Annotated in this window: 20 protein-coding genes; 12 read left to right on the top strand and 8 right to left on the bottom strand. The window is 62.4% G+C overall.

What is annotated here, in order from left to right; translation table 11 throughout:
- Positions 1 to 2: 2 nt before the first annotated feature.
- Genes EL335_RS04600 through EL335_RS04620 form a run of 5 tightly spaced genes read left to right on the top strand, consistent with a single transcriptional unit; the run spans position 3 to position 5,190 of the window.
- A complete protein-coding gene (locus EL335_RS04600) occupies positions 3 to 1,697 on the top strand; it encodes a nitrite/sulfite reductase (RefSeq protein ID WP_126444539.1) in 1,695 nt (564 codons plus the stop codon).
- On the top strand, positions 1,651 to 2,208 hold the full coding sequence (locus tag EL335_RS04605; protein WP_126444541.1) for a DUF934 domain-containing protein: 558 nt from the start codon (positions 1,651 to 1,653) through the stop codon (positions 2,206 to 2,208). Before EL335_RS04600 ends, EL335_RS04605 begins: the two co-directional genes overlap by 47 nt.
- Complete coding sequence (locus EL335_RS04610; protein WP_126444543.1) at positions 2,205 to 2,990, top strand: phosphoadenylyl-sulfate reductase; 786 nt, start codon at positions 2,205 to 2,207, stop codon at positions 2,988 to 2,990. Before EL335_RS04605 ends, EL335_RS04610 begins: the two co-directional genes overlap by 4 nt.
- Entirely contained in the window at positions 2,987 to 3,907 is a 921-nt protein-coding gene (cysD, locus tag EL335_RS04615) for a sulfate adenylyltransferase subunit CysD (protein ID WP_172600032.1), read from the top strand. The genes EL335_RS04610 and cysD overlap by 4 nt, the downstream gene beginning before the upstream one ends.
- Positions 3,907 to 5,190, top strand: a complete 1,284-nt coding sequence (locus EL335_RS04620; RefSeq protein ID WP_126444545.1) for a sulfate adenylyltransferase subunit 1 — start codon at positions 3,907 to 3,909, stop codon at positions 5,188 to 5,190. The genes cysD and EL335_RS04620 overlap by 1 nt, the downstream gene beginning before the upstream one ends.
- A gap of 702 nt (positions 5,191 to 5,892) precedes the next feature.
- Here EL335_RS04620 and smpB read toward each other — a convergent pair.
- Entirely contained in the window at positions 5,893 to 6,339 is a 447-nt protein-coding gene (gene smpB / locus EL335_RS04625) for an SsrA-binding protein SmpB (protein WP_126444547.1), read from the bottom strand.
- A gap of 58 nt (positions 6,340 to 6,397) precedes the next feature.
- On the opposite strand from smpB, the gene EL335_RS04630 reads away from it, so the two are divergent.
- Together EL335_RS04630 and EL335_RS04635 are read left to right on the top strand one after the other, a co-directional pair.
- On the top strand, positions 6,398 to 6,829 hold the full coding sequence (locus EL335_RS04630) for a type II toxin-antitoxin system RatA family toxin (protein ID WP_126444549.1): 432 nt from the start codon (positions 6,398 to 6,400) through the stop codon (positions 6,827 to 6,829).
- Positions 6,822 to 7,145: an RnfH family protein gene (locus EL335_RS04635; protein WP_126444551.1), complete on the top strand. Its 324-nt coding sequence runs from the start codon at positions 6,822 to 6,824 to the stop codon at positions 7,143 to 7,145. Before EL335_RS04630 ends, EL335_RS04635 begins: the two co-directional genes overlap by 8 nt.
- Positions 7,146 to 7,151: 6 nt before the next feature.
- On the opposite strand, the gene EL335_RS04640 is transcribed toward EL335_RS04635, so the two are convergent.
- Complete coding sequence (locus EL335_RS04640; RefSeq protein ID WP_126444553.1) at positions 7,152 to 7,610, bottom strand: DUF4124 domain-containing protein; 459 nt, start codon at positions 7,608 to 7,610, stop codon at positions 7,152 to 7,154.
- A gap of 106 nt (positions 7,611 to 7,716) precedes the next feature.
- Between EL335_RS04640 and guaB the strand changes: the two genes are divergently transcribed.
- Both guaB and guaA read left to right on the top strand, forming a co-directional pair.
- On the top strand, positions 7,717 to 9,177 hold the full coding sequence (guaB, locus tag EL335_RS04645) for an IMP dehydrogenase (RefSeq protein WP_126444555.1): 1,461 nt from the start codon (positions 7,717 to 7,719) through the stop codon (positions 9,175 to 9,177).
- Between the two features lie 61 nt (positions 9,178 to 9,238).
- Positions 9,239 to 10,804: a glutamine-hydrolyzing GMP synthase gene (gene guaA, locus EL335_RS04650; RefSeq protein WP_126444557.1), complete on the top strand. Its 1,566-nt coding sequence runs from the start codon at positions 9,239 to 9,241 to the stop codon at positions 10,802 to 10,804.
- A gap of 24 nt (positions 10,805 to 10,828) precedes the next feature.
- Here the strand turns inward: guaA and EL335_RS04655 are convergent, their stop codons facing one another.
- From EL335_RS04655 to EL335_RS04665, 3 genes are read right to left on the bottom strand one after another with little or no spacing between them, the layout of a single operon-like run.
- The gene (locus EL335_RS04655) at positions 10,829 to 11,989 is read right to left on the bottom strand and encodes an MFS transporter (RefSeq protein WP_126444559.1); all 1,161 of its coding nucleotides are present in this window, start codon (positions 11,987 to 11,989) and stop codon (positions 10,829 to 10,831) included.
- 11 nt (positions 11,990 to 12,000) lie between these two features.
- Complete coding sequence (locus EL335_RS04660; protein WP_126444561.1) at positions 12,001 to 13,677, bottom strand: ABC1 kinase family protein; 1,677 nt, start codon at positions 13,675 to 13,677, stop codon at positions 12,001 to 12,003.
- Positions 13,677 to 14,519 (bottom strand): DUF2934 domain-containing protein, encoded by an 843-nt coding sequence (locus tag EL335_RS04665; protein WP_284155450.1) that lies wholly within the window; start codon positions 14,517 to 14,519, stop codon positions 13,677 to 13,679. Before EL335_RS04665 ends, EL335_RS04660 begins: the two co-directional genes overlap by 1 nt.
- Before the next feature lie 191 nt (positions 14,520 to 14,710).
- Between EL335_RS04665 and crcB the strand changes: the two genes are divergently transcribed.
- Both crcB and EL335_RS04675 read left to right on the top strand, forming a co-directional pair.
- Positions 14,711 to 15,094: a fluoride efflux transporter CrcB gene (gene crcB / locus EL335_RS04670; protein ID WP_126444565.1), complete on the top strand. Its 384-nt coding sequence runs from the start codon at positions 14,711 to 14,713 to the stop codon at positions 15,092 to 15,094.
- A 9-nt stretch (positions 15,095 to 15,103) separates the two neighbouring features.
- Positions 15,104 to 15,424: a DUF190 domain-containing protein gene (locus tag EL335_RS04675; RefSeq protein WP_126444567.1), complete on the top strand. Its 321-nt coding sequence runs from the start codon at positions 15,104 to 15,106 to the stop codon at positions 15,422 to 15,424.
- Here the strand turns inward: EL335_RS04675 and EL335_RS04680 are convergent, their stop codons facing one another.
- Both EL335_RS04680 and moeA read right to left on the bottom strand, forming a co-directional pair.
- Positions 15,425 to 16,237 (bottom strand): sulfite exporter TauE/SafE family protein, encoded by an 813-nt coding sequence (locus EL335_RS04680; RefSeq protein WP_126444569.1) that lies wholly within the window; start codon positions 16,235 to 16,237, stop codon positions 15,425 to 15,427.
- 13 nt (positions 16,238 to 16,250) lie between these two features.
- Positions 16,251 to 17,519, bottom strand: coding sequence for a molybdopterin molybdotransferase MoeA (moeA, locus tag EL335_RS04685; RefSeq protein ID WP_126444571.1), 1,269 nt, complete (start codon positions 17,517 to 17,519; stop codon positions 16,251 to 16,253).
- 52 nt (positions 17,520 to 17,571) lie between these two features.
- Here moeA and EL335_RS04690 point away from each other — a divergent pair, with 52 nt between their 5' ends.
- Entirely contained in the window at positions 17,572 to 18,009 is a 438-nt protein-coding gene (locus tag EL335_RS04690) for a hypothetical protein (protein ID WP_126444573.1), read from the top strand.
- Positions 18,010 to 18,157: 148 nt separating this feature from the next.
- Here EL335_RS04690 and EL335_RS04695 read toward each other — a convergent pair whose 3' ends face one another.
- Positions 18,158 to 18,952 (bottom strand): SDR family NAD(P)-dependent oxidoreductase, encoded by a 795-nt coding sequence (locus EL335_RS04695; protein WP_172600033.1) that lies wholly within the window; start codon positions 18,950 to 18,952, stop codon positions 18,158 to 18,160.
- Between the last annotated feature and the right edge of the window lie 56 nt (positions 18,953 to 19,008).

The raw sequence follows: 19,008 nt of genomic DNA on the forward strand, positions 1-19,008 counted from the left end.
GTATGTATGCCTACAACGATATCGATCGTCGCATTGTCGCTGAACGTGTAACTCAGTTCCGCGATCAAACGCGCCGCTATCTAGCCGGCGAATTGACCGAGGACCAGTTCCGCCCGTTGCGGCTGCAAAACGGGCTCTATTACGAGAAACACAACCCTTTGCTGCGCATTGCGATTCCCTACGGACAATTGTCTAGCAAGCAACTGAGAACGCTGGCGCGCATCACCCGTATCTATGATCGTGGTTATGGTCACTTCACCACACGCCACAACTTGCAACTCAACTGGGTGCGCGTCGATCGGGTACCTGAGATTCTCGCCGAACTGGCCGAGGTCGACATGCATTCGATACAAAGCTGCGGAAACTGCATCCGCGTGGTGACCGCCGATCCTCTTGCCGGCGTTTCGCCCTCGGAAATTGCCGATCCACGCCCTTGGGCTGAGTTGTTCCGCCAATGGGCGACACTGCATCCTGAATTCGCCACTTTGCCACGCAAATTCAAGGTGGCGTTCTCAGGTGGGCCGGATGACGCAGCGAGCACCCGCATTCATGATCTTGGTTTCGAAATGCTCAAGGATACTGCCGGCAATCCTGGTTTTCGCGTTTGGGCCGGAGGTGGTCTTGGGCGTACTCCCATCCTCGGACGGATGGTTCGCGACTTTCTGCCGGCAGCTGAGCTGCTGAACTACAGCGAAGCGTTACTGCGTGTCTATAACCTGCAGGGCCGGCGCGACAATCTTTACAAATCGCGTCTCAAAGTTCTTGTCCAATCGCTGGGCGCGGAGGAGTTTTCCAGGCGCGTGGAGGCAGAGTGGACGCATTTGCGTGGCGGTCCGCTGACGCTGACTCCGGAACGGATCGCTGCCGTCATGGCTCATTTTGCCGCTCCCGCCTATGAAAACCTGCCGCATTGCGATGCACGCTTCGAGCTCGCACGGCGTTCGGACAAAGGTTTTGCTGCCTGGGTCGCCAGCAATGTCCATGCGCATCGTGTGCCCGGCTATGCTGCCGTCACGTTGTCGCTCAAGCGCCCGGGGAAAGCGCCTGGGGATGCATCGGCACAGACGATGGAAGCAGCGGCCGATCTTGCCGAACGCTTTGGTTTTGGCGAGCTGCGCACGTCACAAACCCAGAATCTGATTCTGCCCGACGTGAAGAAAAGTGATCTTTATAACCTCTGGCAGGAAGCGAAAAAATTCGGGCTGGCGACCGCGACGGTGGGGCTGCTCGCCGATGTCGTCGCCTGCCCAGGCGGCGATTACTGCTCGCTGGCATATGCACGCACGCTACCCGTGGTGGCGGAAATCCAGGCGCGTTTTTCCAGCCAGACGGAGCTGGCTGACATAGGTCCGCTGCGGCTCAACATTTCAGGCTGCGTCAATGCTTGCGGCCACCACCATGTGGGTGACATAGGCATCCTTGGTATCAACAAGGCCGGCGAAGAGCACTACCAGATCATCCTTGGGGGCAGGAGTACCGCGCCAGCTGCCATCGGCAAAGTAATTGGCCCATCGGTATCTGCCGCTGAGGTGCCCGAGGTCGTGGCGCGAATCGTTGCGCACTACCGTGCCTGTCGATACCCCAAGGAAAACTTCAGCGACACACTGCGACGTATCGGTATCAGCAGCTTCATGTCTGCCGCATACGCAATTGAAGAGCAAACTTTTGATAATGAAAGAGAGGTTGCAAATGGCTAAGTTGATCAAGCGACGCGCCGTCGTCGCGAACGACTGGAACATCCTGACCCTTGCCGAAGGTACGCCCCCCGCCGCAGCCAGGCTACCCTATGGCGACGTGTTGGTGCCGCTCGCCGTCTGGCAGGCGCGCAAATGGGATTTGATCCAGCGGCAATGGAATGATGGCGGCCAGGGTAATCGGCTTGGGATATGGCTGGCGCCTACGGATGATCCTTTGACCCTTGCCGGCGATCTTGAAGACTTGGACGTGATTGCCGTGCATTTCCCGGCCGTGGGCGACGGTCGCGGCTATTCGATTGCCCGCATGCTGCGCTCGCGCCTCGGCTATCGCGGCGAGTTGCGTGCCATCGGCGCCGTGGAGCGCGATTATCTGCATTTTCTGGAACGGGTGGGCTTCGATGCTTTCGAAATAGAGGGAGACGAAAGCGTGCTGGATTCTTTCGACACCTTTAGTGTCGCTTACCAACCCACTACGATCCCAGGATCTTGGCAACATGAGGTAGCGGCATGAAACGCGAAGATTTCTTGGATTCCTATGAAGATTCCACCGGCGACCTCGCAGAGCGGGCAGCCGAGGTGGCTCGTTTATTGAGCGCGGCCGCCCGCGACTTCGCGCCCGTAGTTTTTGCCAGCAGCCTCGGCGCCGAAGACATGGTGCTTACTGACTTGATCTGGCGCCAAGACATTGGCATCGAGATCTTCACCATCGATACCGGTCGGCTACCCACCGAAACTCATGATCTGATCGCCAGGACAGAACGGCACTATGGCCGCCGCATCGAGATCTGCCATCCCGATGCCGAGCAGCTGGCGCTGTTCGTTCGTACCTACGGCATCAATGGCTTCTACGATTCCATCGAGGCACGCAAGGCTTGCTGTCAAGCGCGCAAGGTCGAGCCCTTGCGCAGGAAACTTGCGGGCAAGAAGGCATGGGTCACGGGCTTGCGCGCTGAACAGTCTATTACCCGTAACAGCCTGCGGCGCATTGACTATGACTTCGCCTTCGATCTCGTAAAGTTCAACCCGCTTGTCGACTGGAGCGAGCGTGAAGTCTGGGCCTACCTGCATTTGCATAATGTTCCCTATAACGCACTGCATGACCGACATTATCCGAGTATCGGCTGCGCACCATGCACGCGCGCCATTCAACCCGGCGAGGACATTCGCGCCGGACGTTGGTGGTGGGAATCCCCCATTACGAAGGAGTGTGGCCTGCACCTGGTCGAAGGTCGTCTGATGCGCAAAGCCTGCACTGACGAGACGTTAGAGATCGTTACGCGGGAGGCGGCATGACTTTCGCAATCATGGGTCAGCACACCCTCAATCATCTCGATTGGCTGGAGGCGGAGGCGATCCATATTTTGCGCGAAGTGGCTGGGCAGTGTGCTCATCCTGTCCTACTGTTTTCCGGTGGCAAGGATTCGATCGTGTTGCTGCGCCTCGCGGAAAAGGCGTTTCGCCCTGGCCGCTTTCCATTTCCGCTGATGCATATCGATACGGGTCACAATTTTCCTGAGGTGATCGAGTTCCGCGACCATCGCGTCGCCGAGTTGGGCGAACGACTGATCGTGCGTTCGGTGGAGGATTCGATCGCGCGCGGTACTGTGGTGTTGCGTTCGGCTGAGGAGTCGCGTAACAAGCACCAATCGGTGACATTACTCGAAGCCATCGAGGAGTTCGGCTTCGATGCCTGCATCGGTGGCGCACGGCGCGATGAGGAGAAAGCACGCGCCAAGGAGCGGATCTTCTCGTTTCGCGATGCCTTCGGACAATGGGATCCGAAGAATCAGCGAGCGGAACTCTGGAATCTCTACAATGCCAGAGTCCACCCAGGCGAACACATGCGCGTCTTCCCGATTTCGAACTGGACTGAGCTCGACGTTTGGCAATACATTGCGCGTGAAAACCTGGAAGTGCCAACCATATATTTTGCTCATCTTCGACCGGTCATACGCCGCAGAGGGCTGCTGTTGCCGATCACCCCGCTTACCCCGCTGCAAGAGGACGAGAAGGCAGAAAACCTTTCGGTGCGTTTTCGTACCGTCGGCGATATCACTTGCACGGCTGCGGTCGAATCGCATGCCGATAGCGTCGACAAAATCATTGCCGAGACAGCGGCTGCTAGCATTACCGAGCGCGGCGCCACGCGCCTCGACGATCAAGCCACGGAAGCAGCCATGGAGCAACGTAAAAAGGAAGGATACTTTTGATGGGGGCTGCGGAACTTTTCGATCAAGGCGCTCCGGCGCTTGACAACGGCCTATTGCGCTTTATGACTTGCGGTAGTGTCGACGACGGCAAAAGCACACTGATCGGCCGATTGCTCTATGACAGCAAGGCGATCCTTGCCGACACGCTGCACGCCATTGCCAAAACCTCTCGGAAGCGAGGACTCTCGGCCGTTGATCTCTCGTTGCTTACCGACGGTCTTGTCGCCGAGCGCGAGCAGGGAATTACCATCGACGTTGCCTATCGTTACTTCAGTACCGGCACGCGCAAATACATTATCGCCGACGCGCCCGGCCACGAGCAGTACACTCGCAACATGGTTACTGCCGCATCCACGGCTGACCTGGCGATCATTCTCGTCGATGCACGGAAGGGCGTATTGCCGCAGACGCGTCGCCATTCGGCCATCGCGCGTCTGTTGGGTATTCCGCAGCTCGTCGTCGCGGTGAATAAGATGGATTTGGTCGGTTATGACGAAGATGTATTCGCGCGTCTGCGCGCCGACTATCTCGACTGTGCCCATCGTCTCGGCATCGATGATGTGTCGTTCGTTCCGATCTCGGCCCTTGAGGGCGACATGATCGTCGAACGCGGCGAGCGACTTGGCTGGTATCGCGGTCCGACCTTACTGGAGATTCTCGAAGCTGCGCCGGGTGCCGGCACCGTGGCATGCGACGAACGTTTTCGCTTCCCGGTGCAATATGTATGTCGACCTCAGCAGAGCGACGGTAGTTTTCGCGGTTACATGGGGCGTATCGAATCCGGCTCGGTCGCTGTCGGCGATCGGGTGGAAATCCTGCCTGCGGGTCTCGTCACCCATATCAAAGATATTCGGCTGTATGGTCGCTCACTGCCGTCGGCTGTCGCTGGTCAGTCGGTCACATTGCTAGTGGAGGATGAGATCGACGTCTCACGAGGCGATATGATCGTCAAACCTGACGAACGACCGCTGTCCTCCGCGTTGCTGAAGGCCGACCTTTGCTGGTTGTCTGGATCTCCCCTTGATCCAATGCGACGTTACCTGATCCGCCACACGACACGCGAGGTGCCGGCCCGACTCGCGGGTATCGACTACCGGCTGGACATCACCACCCTGAGGCATGTGGATACCAGCCACATCGGCATGAACGACATCGTCCGGGTAGGCTTCCGTCTTGGCCGTCCGATCTTCGTCGATCGATATGCGGACAACCGTGCCACCGGCGCCTTTATCGTCATTGATCCCTCGACCAATGATACCGTGGGGGCCGGCATGATCGTCTAACCTAACGCGCATGATCGCCACGCCCACCCGCGAAGGCATGAAAACCCCATGCGCAAAAATGAACACCCGCCCTCTCTTAAGCACCGCCCACGGCCGGCTCTGCATAGCCGGCCGGCTAGGCCTGGAGCGAGCAGTGCGCGCCGAAACAGCGCCCCCCCCCGCGGGAGGGAAGACTGTCAGCGCGGCTTTCGCCGCGAGGTTTGGCTGCCGTCGAGGAAACTTAAGTTGGCGCACTTATTGCCTTGTATTTCACGTTAAACCCAGATTGTCCATTGGAACGTGAGCGGGTATCAAAAGCGAGGGCGAGCAGGTTTGGGTCTCCGCGACGAGCCAATAACCGTGTCCGGCGATACGCGGAGGCGCAAAGATGCCGCCCGCAGCTCGAAAACCGCCGCGTAGGGCGTTGCAATGATCGTATCGGATGCTCATGGCGCATCAGCCCGCTCTCAATGGACAATCTGGGTTAAGCTGAATAAACCTGCTGCGTGTCCGGAGGGCTGTGTTGCGCGAGGCTCGGATGCTCGCCTATCTAGTTGAGGACACTTGCCCCCGGTTTCGTTCTGCGCTATCACCGGTGTGGCGCCGGAATCGCTGGCCAGATGGGGCAGGGAGGCGAGGTAGGGGGTGGTCGGCAGCGGCTGCAGCATCAGGCAGCCGACGATCAGTCAGAGGTTGGAAGTCGGTGTCACGGAAGGCAAGGATTCAGCGCGTTTCCTTCATCAGCCGTTGTTTTTCCCGATTCCATTCGCGCTCTTTTTCCGCGGCCCGCTTGTCGTATTGTTTCTTGCCTTTGGCGAGCCCGATTTCGAGCTTGATGCGGCCCTTGCTGAAATGCAGGTCGAGCGGCACCAGCGCATAACCCGCGCGCTCGACCTTGCCGATCAGCTTGGCGATCTCGCGTTCGTGCAACAGGAGCTTGCGCGTCCTGACCGGATCATGCTTGGTGTGGGTCGAGGCCGTGGACAGCGGGCTGATATGGCAACCGAGCAGCCAGACTTCGCCGTTCTTGACGATCACGTAGGCCTCTTTGATCTGCACGCGACCGGCGCGGATCGCCTTGACTTCCCAGCCTTCGAGCACCAGGCCGGCCTCGATGCGTTCCTCGATGAAGTAATCGTGGAAGGCTTTCTTGTTTTCGACGATGCTCATGAACGAAGGGTATGGCGCTGCGGAGGTAGAATCCTCGCATTCTAGAACACCCTCCATCATGGCCGTCGTCGAGAAATCCGTTTTGATCATGCGCACGCCCGAACAGATGTTCGCGCTCGTCGATCATGTCGAGGACTATCCGCAATTCCTGCCCTGGTGCGGCGGCGTCGAGGTGCTGGAACGCACGAACGACAAGACTGCGGCGCGCATCCACATCCACTATCGCGGCATCCGCACGCACTTCGCCACCGAAAACAGCAAGACACCGCCGCATTTGATGCGGCTTTCGTTCCGCGAAGGCCCGTTCCGCCGCCTAGACGGCAGCTGGCGCTTCACGAAACTGGGGGAGCAGGGTTGCAAGGTGGAGTTCCACCTGAACTACGAGTTTTCCAACAAACTGCTCGAGAAGGCGCTGGGGCCGGTGTTCGGCCACATCGTCAATACCTTCGTCGATTCTTTCGTCAAACGCGCCCAGCAAATCCATGACTGACACGATCAAGATCGAAGTGGTCTATGCGTTGCCGACCCGGCAAGAGGTGGTTCCGCTGACTCTGCCGGCCGGCTCGACGCTCCAGCAGGCGCTCGAGGCTTCTGGTCTGCTCGCCAAATATCCGGAAATCGATCTGGCGAAAGGCAAGTTCGGCATCTACAGCAAGCTCGCGAAACTGGATACGCTGCTGCGGGACCGTGACCGCGTGGAAATCTACCGGCCGCTGATCGCCGATCCGAAGGAAGTCAGAAAGCTGCGCGCCGCCGAGGGTAAGGTGCTCAAGAAGGGTGCTGGCGCGACAGCAGGGGAAGAATAGCAGAGGCTATTTGCACCACTCGGCGACCGATTGCCGCGCCCGGACGAGCTCCTCTTCGCGTAACGGACCTTCGAGGGCGACACGCTCTCCCTTGGCGTCGATCGTGAAGCGTATCTGGCCGGATTCGAGGGCTGCAAGCTGGTTCTTTGCGCGTTGACAGTTTTCGGCGCGCAGCTTGGCCTGCGCCGGGTCTTCCGGCGCCGATTTGTCTTGACTTCTCGTCTGCTTTTCACGCTGGGCGAACTGTCGCTCGGCTGCTGCCTTGCGGGCGGCTTCGACATCGGGGGTCGCAGCGGGCGCACCCGGCAACTGACGCACCTGGGCCTGACGTTCCGCAGGCGGTCGGTCGCCATAATGGACCTTGCCACTGGCGTCTTTCCAGGAATAGACCTGGGCCGCGGCCGCAAGGGGTAGCAGCGCGAGCAGGATGGCGTAGGGGTGACGCAGGAACGAGAATGAGCGCATGATCGATCCTCACGGAACTCGGGATGGGGATGGGGCCGGGGAGGGCCTGAATTGCCGCTGTCCGGCCGCCTCCGTATAATACGTTTTTGGATACGAGGATAACAGCATGCGACTGATCAAGAAGGCCCTGACCTTCGACGACGTTCTCCTGATTCCCGCCCATTCGGCGATCCTCCCCCGCGACGTCTCCCTCGCCACCCAGCTCACACGCAAGATCCGTCTCAACCTGCCGCTGGTCTCGGCGGCGATGGATACGGTGACCGAGGCGCGCCTGGCGATCGCCTTGGCCCAGGAGGGCGGCATCGGCATCATCCACAAGAATCTCGAACCGGCGGCCCAGGCCGCCGAAGTGGCGAAGGTCAAACGTTACGAATCCGGCATCCTCAAGGATCCGATTACCATTCCGCCGACGATGACCGTGCGCGAGGTGCTCGATCTTACGCGCATCCACAAGATTTCCGGCCTGCCGGTGGTCGAAAACGGCAAGGTCGTCGGCATCGTCACCAATCGCGACCTGCGCTTCGAAACGCGGCTGGACGAACCGATTGGCCACATCATGACGCCGAAGGAGTGCCTCGTCACCGTCAAGGAAGGCGCGACCCTCGAAGAAGGCAAGGCGCTGATGCACAAGCATCGCCTCGAGCGCGTGCTGGTCATCAACGATGCCTGGGAACTGCGCGGGCTGATGACCGTCAAGGACATCCAGAAGGCTTCGGACTATCCCAATGCCGCCCGCGACGAGCTTGGTCGGCTGCGCGTCGGTGCTGCGGTGGGTGTCGCTGCGGGTACCGAGGAGCGTGTTGCTCTGCTCGCCGAAGCGGGTGTCGATGTGATCGTCGTCGATACCGCCCACGGTCATTCGCAAGGCGTGCTGAACCGTGTCGCATGGGTCAAGAAGAACTACCCGCAGATCGAGGTGATCGGCGGCAACATCGCCACCGGCGAGGCCGCGCGCGCGCTCGCCGATCACGGGGCCGATGCGGTAAAGGTCGGCATCGGCCCCGGCTCGATCTGCACCACGCGTATCGTCGCCGGCGTCGGCGTGCCACAGATCACCGCGGTCGACAACGTCGCCACGGCATTGGCCAATACCGGCATCCCGCTCATTGCCGACGGCGGTATCCGTTATTCCGGTGACATTGCCAAGGCGATCGCCGCCGGTGCGCACGCGGTCATGCTCGGCGGCCTGTTCGCCGGCACCGAGGAGGCGCCGGGCGAGACGGTGCTCTACCAGGGCCGCTCCTACAAGGCTTACCGCGGGATGGGTTCTCTGGGCGCGATGCAGAAGGGCTCTTCGGATCGCTACTTCCAGGAAAACGAGGCGAACGTCGAAAAGCTCGTGCCCGAGGGGATCGAGGGTCGCGTGCCCTACAAGGGTCCGGTGGCTGCCGTGATCCACCAGCTGATGGGTGGTTTGCGTTCCTCGATGGGCTATCTCGGTTGCGCGACCATCGCCGAGATGCACGCCAAAGCGCAGTTCGTCGAAATCACCTCGGCCGGCGTGCGCGAATCGCACGTCCATGACGTACAGATCACCAAGGAAGCGCCCAACTACCACGTCGAATGAGACAGCGCAACTCCCGACGGGCGGCTTAAGGCCGCCCGTTTCACATGCAGAGGCAGCCATCATGTCCCATCAAAAAATCCTCATCCTCGATTTCGGATCGCAAGTCACCCAGTTGATCGCCCGCCGCGTGCGCGAGCAGCAGGTGTATTGCGAGCTGCATCCGTTCGACGTTTCCGAACAGTTCATTCGCGAGTTTGCACCTGCCGGCATCATCCTCTCGGGCGGGCCGAATTCGGTCTATGAGGCCGAGGATTGGCGCGCGCCGCAGCTCGTTTTCGAGCTGGGCGTGCCGGTGTTGGGTATCTGCTACGGCATGCAGACGATGGCGGCGCAGCTCGGCGGTAAGGTCGAAAGCTCCGGCAAGCGCGAGTTCGGCTATGCCGAAATGCGCGCCCATGGCCACTCGAGGCTGTTCGCAGGCATCCAGGATCGCACCAATGCCGAGGGTCATGGCCTGCTCGAAGTCTGGATGTCGCATGGCGACAAAGTCACGCTACTGCCACCGGGCTTCAAGGTCATCGGCAGCAACGAGGCGACACCGATCGCCGCGATGGCCGACGAAGAACGTCGCTTCTATGGTGTGCAGTTCCACCCCGAAGTGACGCATACGCTCAAAGGCCGCGAAATCATTGCCCGTTTCGTGCATGACATTTGCGGCTGCAGGGGTGATTGGAACATGCCCGGCTATGTCGACGAAGCGACCGCGCGCATCCGCGAGCAAGTCGGCAAGGACGAAGTCGTCCTGGGGCTCTCGGGCGGCGTCGACTCCTCGGTCGTCGCCGCGCTCCTGCACAAGGCGATCGGTGATCAGCTCACCTGCGTGTTCGTCGACAACGGTCTGCTGCGACTGAATGAGGCCGAGCAGGTGATGCAGACTTTCGCGCGTAATCTCGGTGTGAAAGTCATCCACGTCGATGCCGCCGCCCAGTTCATGGAGCATCTCAAGGGCATCAGCGATCCGGAACAGAAACGCAAGATCATTGGCCGCGAATTCATCGAAGTGTTTCAGGCCGAAGCCAAGAAACTGCCGAATGCGAAGTGGCTGGCGCAGGGCACCATCTACCCTGATGTGATCGAATCTGCGGGCGGCAAGACCAAGAAGGCGCACACCATCAAGAGCCATCACAACGTCGGCGGACTACCCGAAACGCTGAACCTGAAACTGCTCGAACCCTTGCGCGAACTTTTCAAGGACGAAGTGCGCGAACTGGGCATCGCTTTGGGACTGCCTCATGAGATGGTTCATCGCCATCCGTTCCCGGGGCCGGGCCTTGGCGTGCGCATCCTCGGTGAGGTGAAGCCGGAATATGCCGATCTGCTGCGCCGTGCGGATGCGATCTTCATCGATGAGCTTAGGGCCGCCGAATGGTATGAAAAGGTTAGCCAGGCCTTCGCCGTGTTCCTGCCGGTGAAAAGCGTCGGCGTGATGGGCGATGGCCGCGTCTATGACTATGTCGTCGCATTGCGCGCCGTCGAAACCACCGACTTCATGACCGCCCGCTGGGCCGAACTGCCGCATGAACTCTTGGCGCGCGTCTCCAATCGCATTGTCAATGAGATTCGCGGCATCTCGCGCGTCGTCTATGACATCACGGGTAAGCCGCCCGGTACGATCGAGTGGGAGTGAGCGAAGTGCTAGTCAGCGTATCGCTCACGTCCGCCCACCGATGATGAGTCCAGCCAGCGCCACCAAGGAGAAGGCCGCACCGGCATAGAAGGTCGCAGCCGGCCCGAGCCAGGTCCATAGGCTACCGGCGATGACGCTGGCGGCGAGCAGCGCCGCCCCGCTCACCAGGTTGAAAACGCCAAAGGCCGTGCCGCGCAGGCTCGCCGGCGCGGCATCGGCGATGAGTGCCGAGAGCAGTCCCTGGGTTGCGCCCATGTGCAGGCCCCAGATCGCGGCGCCCAGGCCGACGGCCCAGGCGTTGGCGGCGAGCGCGAGAACGATGTCGGCGGCGATCAGAAACAGCACGCCCCAGACGAGCAGGCTGCGGCGGCTGGCGTTGTCGGAGAATTTGCCGAAGGGAAAGGCGCTGGCCGCATAGACGAGGTTCATCACGATCAGGATCAGCGGCACCCAAGTCGCGGCCAGCCCCGCGTTCTCGGCACGCAGGAGCAGAAAAGCCTCTGAGAAGCGCGCGAGTGTGAGCACCGCGGCAAAGGCCACCACCCACCAGAAGCGGGACGGCAGTTGCGCGAGGCTGGCGCGGGAAATCGGGAAGCGCGCTTGGGCAGGCGGGCGCGTGGCCTCGGGCTCCTCGACGCCGAAGAGGATCAACAGCACGCAAGCGACGGCGGGCAGTACGGCGACCCAGAACACCAGGCGGAAATCGTCGTGACTCGCCGCCATCAGGCCCATCGCGGCGAGAGGCCCGGCGAAGGCCCCGACCGTGTCCAGCGCCTGGCGCAGGCCATAGGCCGCGCCCCGCTGCGCCTTGGGCGTCAAATCGGCGATCAGCGCATCGCGCGGGGCGCCGCGGATGCCCTTGCCGATGCGGTCGAGAAAGCGCGCGGTGAGCACCGCCGTGATTCCGGTGGCGAGGGGAAAGAGCGGTTTCGTCAGCGCCGCCAGGCCATAGCCCAGGAGCACCAGCGGTTTTCTGCGCCCGATCCAGTCGGAGATCACGCCGGAGAAGACCTTGGCGATCGCAGCCGTCGCCTCGGCGATGCCTTCGATGAAGCCGACCGACAAGGCGGATGCCCCCAGCACCGTCACCAGGAACACCGGCAAGAGGCTGTGGATCATCTCGGAGGAGAGGTCCATCGTCAGCGAGACCAGACCCAGGGCGATGACACCGCGGGGGAGTTTCATCGGGGGTGTCCTTACCTTCCGCTCTTCCAGATCGACAACACCACCCACAGACCGCCGACGACTGCGGCAATGAAGCCCAGCAGGCCAAAGGAAGGCAGGCTGGGCAGCGTGGTCTCATGCTCGACGGTCATCACGATCGCCGAGCCGATGATCAGCGCTGCGGTGACGATGGCAAGGGCGAGGCGGCTGATCGCCCGGTCGAGGCGATCGCCGAACTGCTTCAAGGGCAGGACTTCGACTTGCACCTGCAATTTGCCGCGCCGGGCGGCGGTGAGCAGCTGACGCAGATCCTGCGGCAGCCGCGAGAGGAGGGTGACCGTCTCGTCGATCTCGCGCCAGGCACGCTTGAGCAGCGCGGCGGGCGCGGCATGGGCGATCAGCACCCGTTCGATGAACGGCGCGGCTTCGCCCGCCATGTCGAAATCGGGATCGAGCTGGCGCCCCAAGCCTTCGAGGGTGATGAACGCCTTGGTCATCAACGCGAGGTCGGGCGGTAGCGCCAGGCCATGTTCGCGCAGGATGGCGATCAGATCGGAGAGCATCGCGCCCAGATCGAGGCGCTTGAGCGGCACACCGTGATACTGATCGACGAAGGCGTCGATTTCTGGCGTGATGGCTTCGCCGTCGGTCTGGGTATCGTTGCTCCATTCCAGGAACACGTCGGCGACCTTGGCCGCGTCATGGCGGACGAGGCCGTGCAGCAGCAAGGCCAGCTGATAGCGGCGTTCCTCGGAAAGGCGGCCGATCATGCCGAAGTCGATGAAGGCGATGCGCTGGTCGGGCAGATAGAAGACATTGCCGGGATGCGGATCGGCATGGAAGAAGCCGTCTTCGAGCAACATCTTCAGGACGGCTTGTGCGCCGCGCCGGGCGAGGGTTTTGCGGTCGAACCCGGCGGCAGCGACGGCGTCCAGGTCGCGGCCTGCAATGCCTTCGACATAGTCCTGGACGAGCAGTCGCTCAGACGTCCATGTCCAGTGGATGCGTGGTACGACGATTTCGGGCCAGTCGGCGAAATTCGCCGCGATGCGCTCGGCATTGCGACCCTCGATCGCGAAATCCAACTCGCGCCGCAGCGCCTGGGTGAACTGGCGCACCACTTCCTTGGGCCGATAGCGGCGCAGATCGGCGGCTTCCGCTTCGATGATCTCGGCCAGCCGCGCCAGCAAGCGTAGATCGGCCTCGACGATCGGCCGGATGCCGGGGCGGCGCACCTTGAGGATCACTGCCGTACCGTCGGCAAGCCAGGCACGATGTACCTGGGCCAGCGAGGCGGCGGCGAGCGCCTCGGTTTCCAGCCGGGGAAACACCGACTCTGGTTCCTGGCCGAGGTCCTCGGTCAATTGCGGCCGTAGTTGCTCGAAAGGCAGTGCCGGCGCGGCATCTTGCAACTTGCCGAATTCGGCGATCCACTCCGGCGGGAACAGGTCGACGCGCGTGGCGAGGATCTGACCGAGCTTGACGAAGCTGGGCCCCAAGTCCTCCAGCGCGCGGCGCACCCGGGCTGGCGGTTCCAGTCGCGCCAATTCTTCCGGCGCTTGCCAGTGCAGCGCACGGCCGGCCCGCTCCAGCGCGCCGGCCATACCGATGCGCCGCACCAGATCGCCAAAGCCGTAACGGATCAGGATGCTGGCGATGTCATGCAGGCGTCCCAGATCGCGGACGGCGCCGATGGCCTGCCACAGCATCAGCGCTGCTTCTCATCGGATGTCGATTGCAAGCGGGCGGCGATGCCTTGCAAGAGCCCGGCGGCCAGTCCGGCGAGCAGCGCGGTCTCGTTGCGCAGGGCTTTCGTTCCCTTTCGGGCCTGATCGCGTGCGGTCGCCTTGGCCGTCTGGGCGAGCTGCTCGACGGCCAGCTTGACCCGCTGCCCCACCGCCGAGCCGCTGCTTTTGGCATGCTCGGCCAGTTGCTTGAACGTGGTTTGTGCCACGCCCCGCGCCGTGCGCGCGGCCTCCTGCAGTGTTTCGGCAAACAGTGTCTGCAGCGTGGCCAGATCGTCCGCCGCCTTCTTGAGTCCTTGTTGGGAAAACTCCTTGGTGCGTGTCGCGGCTTCCTCGATGGCCAGATGCGCCGCTTCCGCAGCGCCGGCGAGTGCCTCGTCGAGGCCGCGCATCGCCTCTTTCAGCGGCTGGTCGCCACGTTCGCCCAACGGGGCGACGCCGGCGCGGGCGCCCGCGACCACCGCCGCCGTGACGCGTTTCACCGCCTCGCTATCGAGATGTCCACGAGTCAGCGCATCGAGCGTGATCGCGCGCACTTCCTTGGCGATCGACGCAGGGTCGCTAGCGAGCGCCGTCTTGACACGCTGTTCGATGTCTTCGTCCGTCAGCGCTGGCAGACGCCCCTGTTCGCGCAGCATCTGGTCGATCTGCGCTTCGGCGTTGCGCCAATCCTGGGCCATGTCGCCGCCGGCAAAGCCGCGCTTTTCGGCGAGGAAATAGGCAGCCTCGGCGATCATCTTGTAGCGTTCTTCTGGAGTAACGGGCCGCTTGCTGGCGTGGGCGGCATCGAGATCGGTTTCGGTCATGGTCGTGCTCCTTTCTGGGTGATGGAGACGTGTGGGACGGATGTCCATTTCCATTGTAGTCCGGGAAATCGAGCGTTCATGACGGTTTGCTTGCTACTGGGGCGAAGAGGAGGATAATCCGGCTGAAAGCTCATGATCTGCAGCGGGCGGTCGGTGCGCTTTGCCGTCTGCCGGAAATTCGGGAATTCGTCATGTGGAAAACGATACTCGCGATCGCCCTCGGGGCTGCGCTCGGTGCGCTGTTGCGCTGGTTTCTCGGCCTCAAGCTCAACAGCCTGTTCCCGGCCATCCCGCCGGGAACGCTCGCCGCCAACCTGATCGGCGGCTACATCATCGGTGTCGCGATCGCCTATTTCGCGCTGGCGCCATCGATCGCGCCGGAATGGCGCCTGCTGATCGTCACTGGATTTTGCGGCGGGCTGACGACCTTTTCGACCTTCTCGGCCGAGGTCGTCAGCCTGCTGCAGGAAGGCCGGCCGGGCTGGGCGCTGGGGGCGGTGGCGGTGCATGTCGCCGGCTCGCTGCTGGCGACGTTCGCCGGCATGGTCTCCTGGCAATGGTTGAAATCGGCATGAGGAATGGGTATGAACGGTTATCAGATCACCTTTTTCACCCAGCAGGATCGTCGTCACAAGGGCAAGCCGTTGGCCGACTGGCTGGTTCATCTTGCCAAGGAACTGGGGTTGCAGGGCGCGACGGTTCTTGCCGGCAGCGAAGGGCTGGGACATGATCGCCGCATCCATTCGGCGCGTTTTTTCGAGCTGGCCGATCAGCCGGTGGAGGTCGTGATGGCCGTGAGCAGCGAACAGGCCGAGCGCTTGTTTGCACGGCTCAAGGCCGAAGGCGTGCATCTGTTCTACGTCAAGACTGCCGTCGAGTTTGGTGTGCTGGGCGAGGATGCGTAATCAGCGAAAAAACTGCGTCACATAGGTCACCGCAAGCCCGGCGAGCAGCAGCGCCAGCCCGGTCTCGAGCAGTCGCAACGGCACGTGCTTTTGTGTGCGCGCGCCGAGATACATGCCGGCAAGACCGCCGAAGCCGAACATCAGGCCGAGCGCCCAGTCCGGCTGGGTCGGCAAGCCTGCCGGGGCGGGCAGGAACTGATAGGCGGCCACCCCCAGCAACGAGGTCAGGAAGGTGCCGAACAGTGTCGCGCCGGCGATCGCATGCAGTGATAGGCCGAATAGCGCGACCAGTACCGGAGACATCAACGCGCCACCGCCGATGCCGTAGGCGCCGCCGATCATGCCGATGACCAGGGAGAGCAGCAACACGCCGCGCGCCGGGAAACTCTCGGGTTTCGTTGTCGTCGGCCGGGTGGATACGATGGTTCGGGAGCGCCACAGGCGTATGGCGAGCCCGCCGAGCACCAGGCCGACGAACAGCTTGAAGGTCTTGGGATCGACCAGCCAATGCAGACGCAGCCACCAGCCGGCCAGGAGGCCGGGCAGTGTGCCCAGCGCGATGAGGCGCGCCAGAGGCCAGTCCAGCCGGCCTTCCTTGGCATAGCGCCAGACGCCGCCGGGGATCGCGACGAGGTTGAAGACCAGATTGGTCGCCGATACCGAGGGCGAGACGTAGCCGAGCACGCTCATCTGGAAGGGCAGCAGCAGGAAGGCGCCCGAGATGCCGACCATCGAGCAGAAATAGGCGAGCACGAAACCGGCCAATGGCGGTAGCCACAGTGGCGCATCGATGCCCGCAGTGGCAAAGTGCATCTGGGTCCTGCGGCTAGGCGAGCCCTGCGAAAGGCTGTACCTGCACCATCTCACCCGCTTCGATGAAGCCGCGTTCTGCTTCGAGGACGATGAAACAGTCGGCCTGGGTCATCGAGCTCAGCATGCCCGAACCCTGATGGCCGGTCGGCCGCACGCACCATGCGCCGTTTTCCTGGAACAGGATGCCGCGCTGGAACTCGGTGCGCCCCTTGCCTTTTTTGATCGGCACGACGCAGCGCGCCGGGAACGTCGCAACCTCGGGCACTGGGTCGATGCCCATCAGCTTCATCAGTGCCGGCTGGACGAACTGGTAGAAGGTCACCATCACCGCGACCGGATTGCCAGGCAGGCCGAACAGCCACGCGCTTTCCTTGCCCGCGCCGATGCGCCCGAAAGCCATCGGCTTGCCGGGCTTCATCGCGATCTTCCAGAACGCCACTTCGCCCAGGCGCGCCATCAGCTGTTTGACGAAATCCGCCTCGCCGACCGAAACGCCGCCGCTGGTGACGATCGCATCACTGCAGGCCGCCGCCGCGCGGAAAGCCGCTTCCAGCGTCACCGGATCGTCCTTGACCACGCCCATGTCGATCACTTCGCAGCCCAGCCTTGTCAGCATGCCCCAGAGGGTGTAGCGGTTGCTGTCATAGACCGCGCCTGGCGCTAGTGGCGTGCCGATCGACATCAGCTCGTCGCCGGTGGAAAACAAGGCGACACGCACGCGGCGCCGCACCGTGACTTCGGCGATGCCGAGCGAGGCGATCACGCCGAGTTCGGCGGGCCGCAAGCGCTTGCCGGCGGAAAGCGCCGGTTTGCCGGCCTGCAAATCCTCGCCGGCGCGGCGGATGTTCTGCGCCGGCTTCTGTCCCGGTGGGACGACGATCGTCTCGCCTTCGACGCGCACGACTTCCTGGATCACCACGCAATCGGCGCCCTCGGGAATCATCGCCCCGGTCATGATGCGTGCCGTCTCGCAAGCGCCGAGTTTCGCATCGCAGGGACGGCCGGCGAAGGCCGTGCCGACGATCGTCAGCCGTGTTTCGCGATCGGGCGAGAGATCGGCATGGCGCACCGCCCAGCCGTCCATCGCCGAGTTGTCGTGCGCCGGCACATCGACCGGCGAGATCACGTCCTCGGCGAGCACGCGGTCGAGCGCCTCACGCACGAAGAGGCGTTCATGGCCGACGATGGGCTGGACGGTTTCGAGCAGGAACTGACGGGCGCGCCAGACGCTGAGCGCGTCCGGGTCATAGTCGTCGAGACAGGTGAAAGGGAGTGCTGACATGTTCGTCGATGCCGGTTGCGAAAGGCTTTCGAGTGTAGCCTAGAATCCGCGCATGAGCATCCTGACCCAAATCATCGCCGCCGAAGCGGACGAAGTCGAAGCGATCGGCGAAGCGGCGAATCCGCTCGATCTGTGGAGCGGCATTGGCTTGCGCGATCTGACCATCCCCCGGATCGCGATGCTGGAGTGCGTGCTGACCGGCGAACTGTTCGATGACGCCGCGGCGCAATGCGAACCCGTTTATGTTTCGCCGGACGAGGGCGCGCTGGTGCTGCGTTTGAGTGACGCGCTATTGGCGCGGCTTGCCGCGCTCGACGACGAACGGCTGGAGGCCGTCGCCGCCGAGCTGACGGCGACAGAGGCATTCGAGACGGCGGGCTGGAGCGAGGATGAGGTTGCCACGATGCTTGCCGATCTTGGCGAGCTCGCGCAACTCGCCGAATCGCAGGGGCAGGCGCTGTTTGCTTGGATTCACCCCTTGCGCACCTAACGCGCATGTCACACACTGACGCCCGCGAAGGCTCTTGGGCAAACACCCGTCCTCCCTCGAGCAATGCGCGCCGAAACAGCGCCTTTTGCCCCTCGAACGAAAAGGGCAAGCGATTAGCCGCTTGCCCTTGTAGCCAAAGCCGAAACGCTTACTTCGCGATGCCGCCGGGATAGCAGAGGCCGCCGGTGATTTCCAGCGTGGTGGCGTTGATTGCCTCGTTTTCGGCGCAGTGGCCGATCAGGCGGGCGATTTCCTCCGGCTCGACCAGGCGGCCCAGATGCACGTCCTTGAGGATCGCCTTCAATGCGTCCTGGTTCATGCCGGTGAGCATCGGCGTCGCGGTGTAGCCCGGCGCGATGCCGACGCAGCGGATGTTCTTGATGCCGCGCAGCATGAATTCGCCGATGATGATCTTCGGCATCAGCGCGTCGGCGACCTTGGTCGAGGAGTAGTTGAGCTGGCCGATCTGGCCGACCTTGTTGACCGAGGAGATGGTGACCAGCAGGCCCGGCCAGCCGCCATTGACCATCGCTTCGGCGGAATCGCGCAGCGTCAGGAAGGTGCCGGTGAGGTTGACGTCGATCACCGCTTGCCATTTGTCGAGGCCCAGCTTGCGCGATACCTTGCCGGTCTGCTTGTCGAGCGTGAGCATCATGCCGTCGCGGATGATGCCGGCGCAGGCGACGGTGATGTTCAACTTGCCGAACGCATCGAGAGTCGCCTGGATGAACTTCGCGGTATCCGCCTCGCTGGTGACGTTCGCCTGCACGCCGATGGCTTCGGCGCCCATCGCCTTGAGATCCGCGAGCACGCGATCGATGTTTTCCTGCACCATGTCGACGATCGCGATCTTGGCGCCCCGTTGGGCGAAATACTTGGCGACCGCTTCGCCGATGCCATTGCCGCCGCCGGTGACGAGAACCACACTGCCTTTGATTTCCATGTTCGAGCCTTTCTTTGTTTCGGGTTGAACCCGGACATCCTTGGGTTGAAGCATAG

Source organism: Sulfuricystis multivorans (genome assembly GCF_003966565.1).
In the GTDB taxonomy this organism is placed as follows: domain Bacteria; phylum Pseudomonadota; class Gammaproteobacteria; order Burkholderiales; family Rhodocyclaceae; genus Sulfuricystis; species Sulfuricystis multivorans.

What these genes read in the sequence shown, in the direction of transcription:
- EL335_RS04600 (WP_126444539.1), top strand. Translation starts at nt 3, where the DNA reads ATGTATGCCTACAACGATATCGATCGTCGCATTGTCGCTGAACGTGTA.
- EL335_RS04610 (WP_126444543.1), top strand. Translation starts at nt 2,205, where the DNA reads ATGAAACGCGAAGATTTCTTGGATTCCTATGAAGATTCCACCGGCGAC.
- cysD (WP_172600032.1), top strand. Translation starts at nt 2,987, where the DNA reads ATGACTTTCGCAATCATGGGTCAGCACACCCTCAATCATCTCGATTGG.
- EL335_RS04620 (WP_126444545.1), top strand. Translation starts at nt 3,907, where the DNA reads ATGGGGGCTGCGGAACTTTTCGATCAAGGCGCTCCGGCGCTTGACAAC.
- smpB (WP_126444547.1), bottom strand. Translation starts at nt 6,339, where the DNA reads ATGAGCATCGTCGAAAACAAGAAAGCCTTCCACGATTACTTCATCGAG.
- EL335_RS04630 (WP_126444549.1), top strand. Translation starts at nt 6,398, where the DNA reads ATGGCCGTCGTCGAGAAATCCGTTTTGATCATGCGCACGCCCGAACAG.
- EL335_RS04635 (WP_126444551.1), top strand. Translation starts at nt 6,822, where the DNA reads ATGACTGACACGATCAAGATCGAAGTGGTCTATGCGTTGCCGACCCGG.
- EL335_RS04640 (WP_126444553.1), bottom strand. Translation starts at nt 7,610, where the DNA reads ATGCGCTCATTCTCGTTCCTGCGTCACCCCTACGCCATCCTGCTCGCG.
- guaB (WP_126444555.1), top strand. Translation starts at nt 7,717, where the DNA reads ATGCGACTGATCAAGAAGGCCCTGACCTTCGACGACGTTCTCCTGATT.
- guaA (WP_126444557.1), top strand. Translation starts at nt 9,239, where the DNA reads ATGTCCCATCAAAAAATCCTCATCCTCGATTTCGGATCGCAAGTCACC.
- EL335_RS04655 (WP_126444559.1), bottom strand. Translation starts at nt 11,989, where the DNA reads ATGAAACTCCCCCGCGGTGTCATCGCCCTGGGTCTGGTCTCGCTGACG.
- EL335_RS04660 (WP_126444561.1), bottom strand. Translation starts at nt 13,677, where the DNA reads ATGCTGTGGCAGGCCATCGGCGCCGTCCGCGATCTGGGACGCCTGCAT.
- EL335_RS04665 (WP_284155450.1), bottom strand. Translation starts at nt 14,519, where the DNA reads ATGACCGAAACCGATCTCGATGCCGCCCACGCCAGCAAGCGGCCCGTT.
- crcB (WP_126444565.1), top strand. Translation starts at nt 14,711, where the DNA reads ATGTGGAAAACGATACTCGCGATCGCCCTCGGGGCTGCGCTCGGTGCG.
- EL335_RS04675 (WP_126444567.1), top strand. Translation starts at nt 15,104, where the DNA reads ATGAACGGTTATCAGATCACCTTTTTCACCCAGCAGGATCGTCGTCAC.
- EL335_RS04680 (WP_126444569.1), bottom strand. Translation starts at nt 16,237, where the DNA reads ATGCACTTTGCCACTGCGGGCATCGATGCGCCACTGTGGCTACCGCCA.
- moeA (WP_126444571.1), bottom strand. Translation starts at nt 17,519, where the DNA reads ATGTCAGCACTCCCTTTCACCTGTCTCGACGACTATGACCCGGACGCG.
- EL335_RS04690 (WP_126444573.1), top strand. Translation starts at nt 17,572, where the DNA reads ATGAGCATCCTGACCCAAATCATCGCCGCCGAAGCGGACGAAGTCGAA.
- EL335_RS04695 (WP_172600033.1), bottom strand. Translation starts at nt 18,952, where the DNA reads ATGGAAATCAAAGGCAGTGTGGTTCTCGTCACCGGCGGCGGCAATGGC.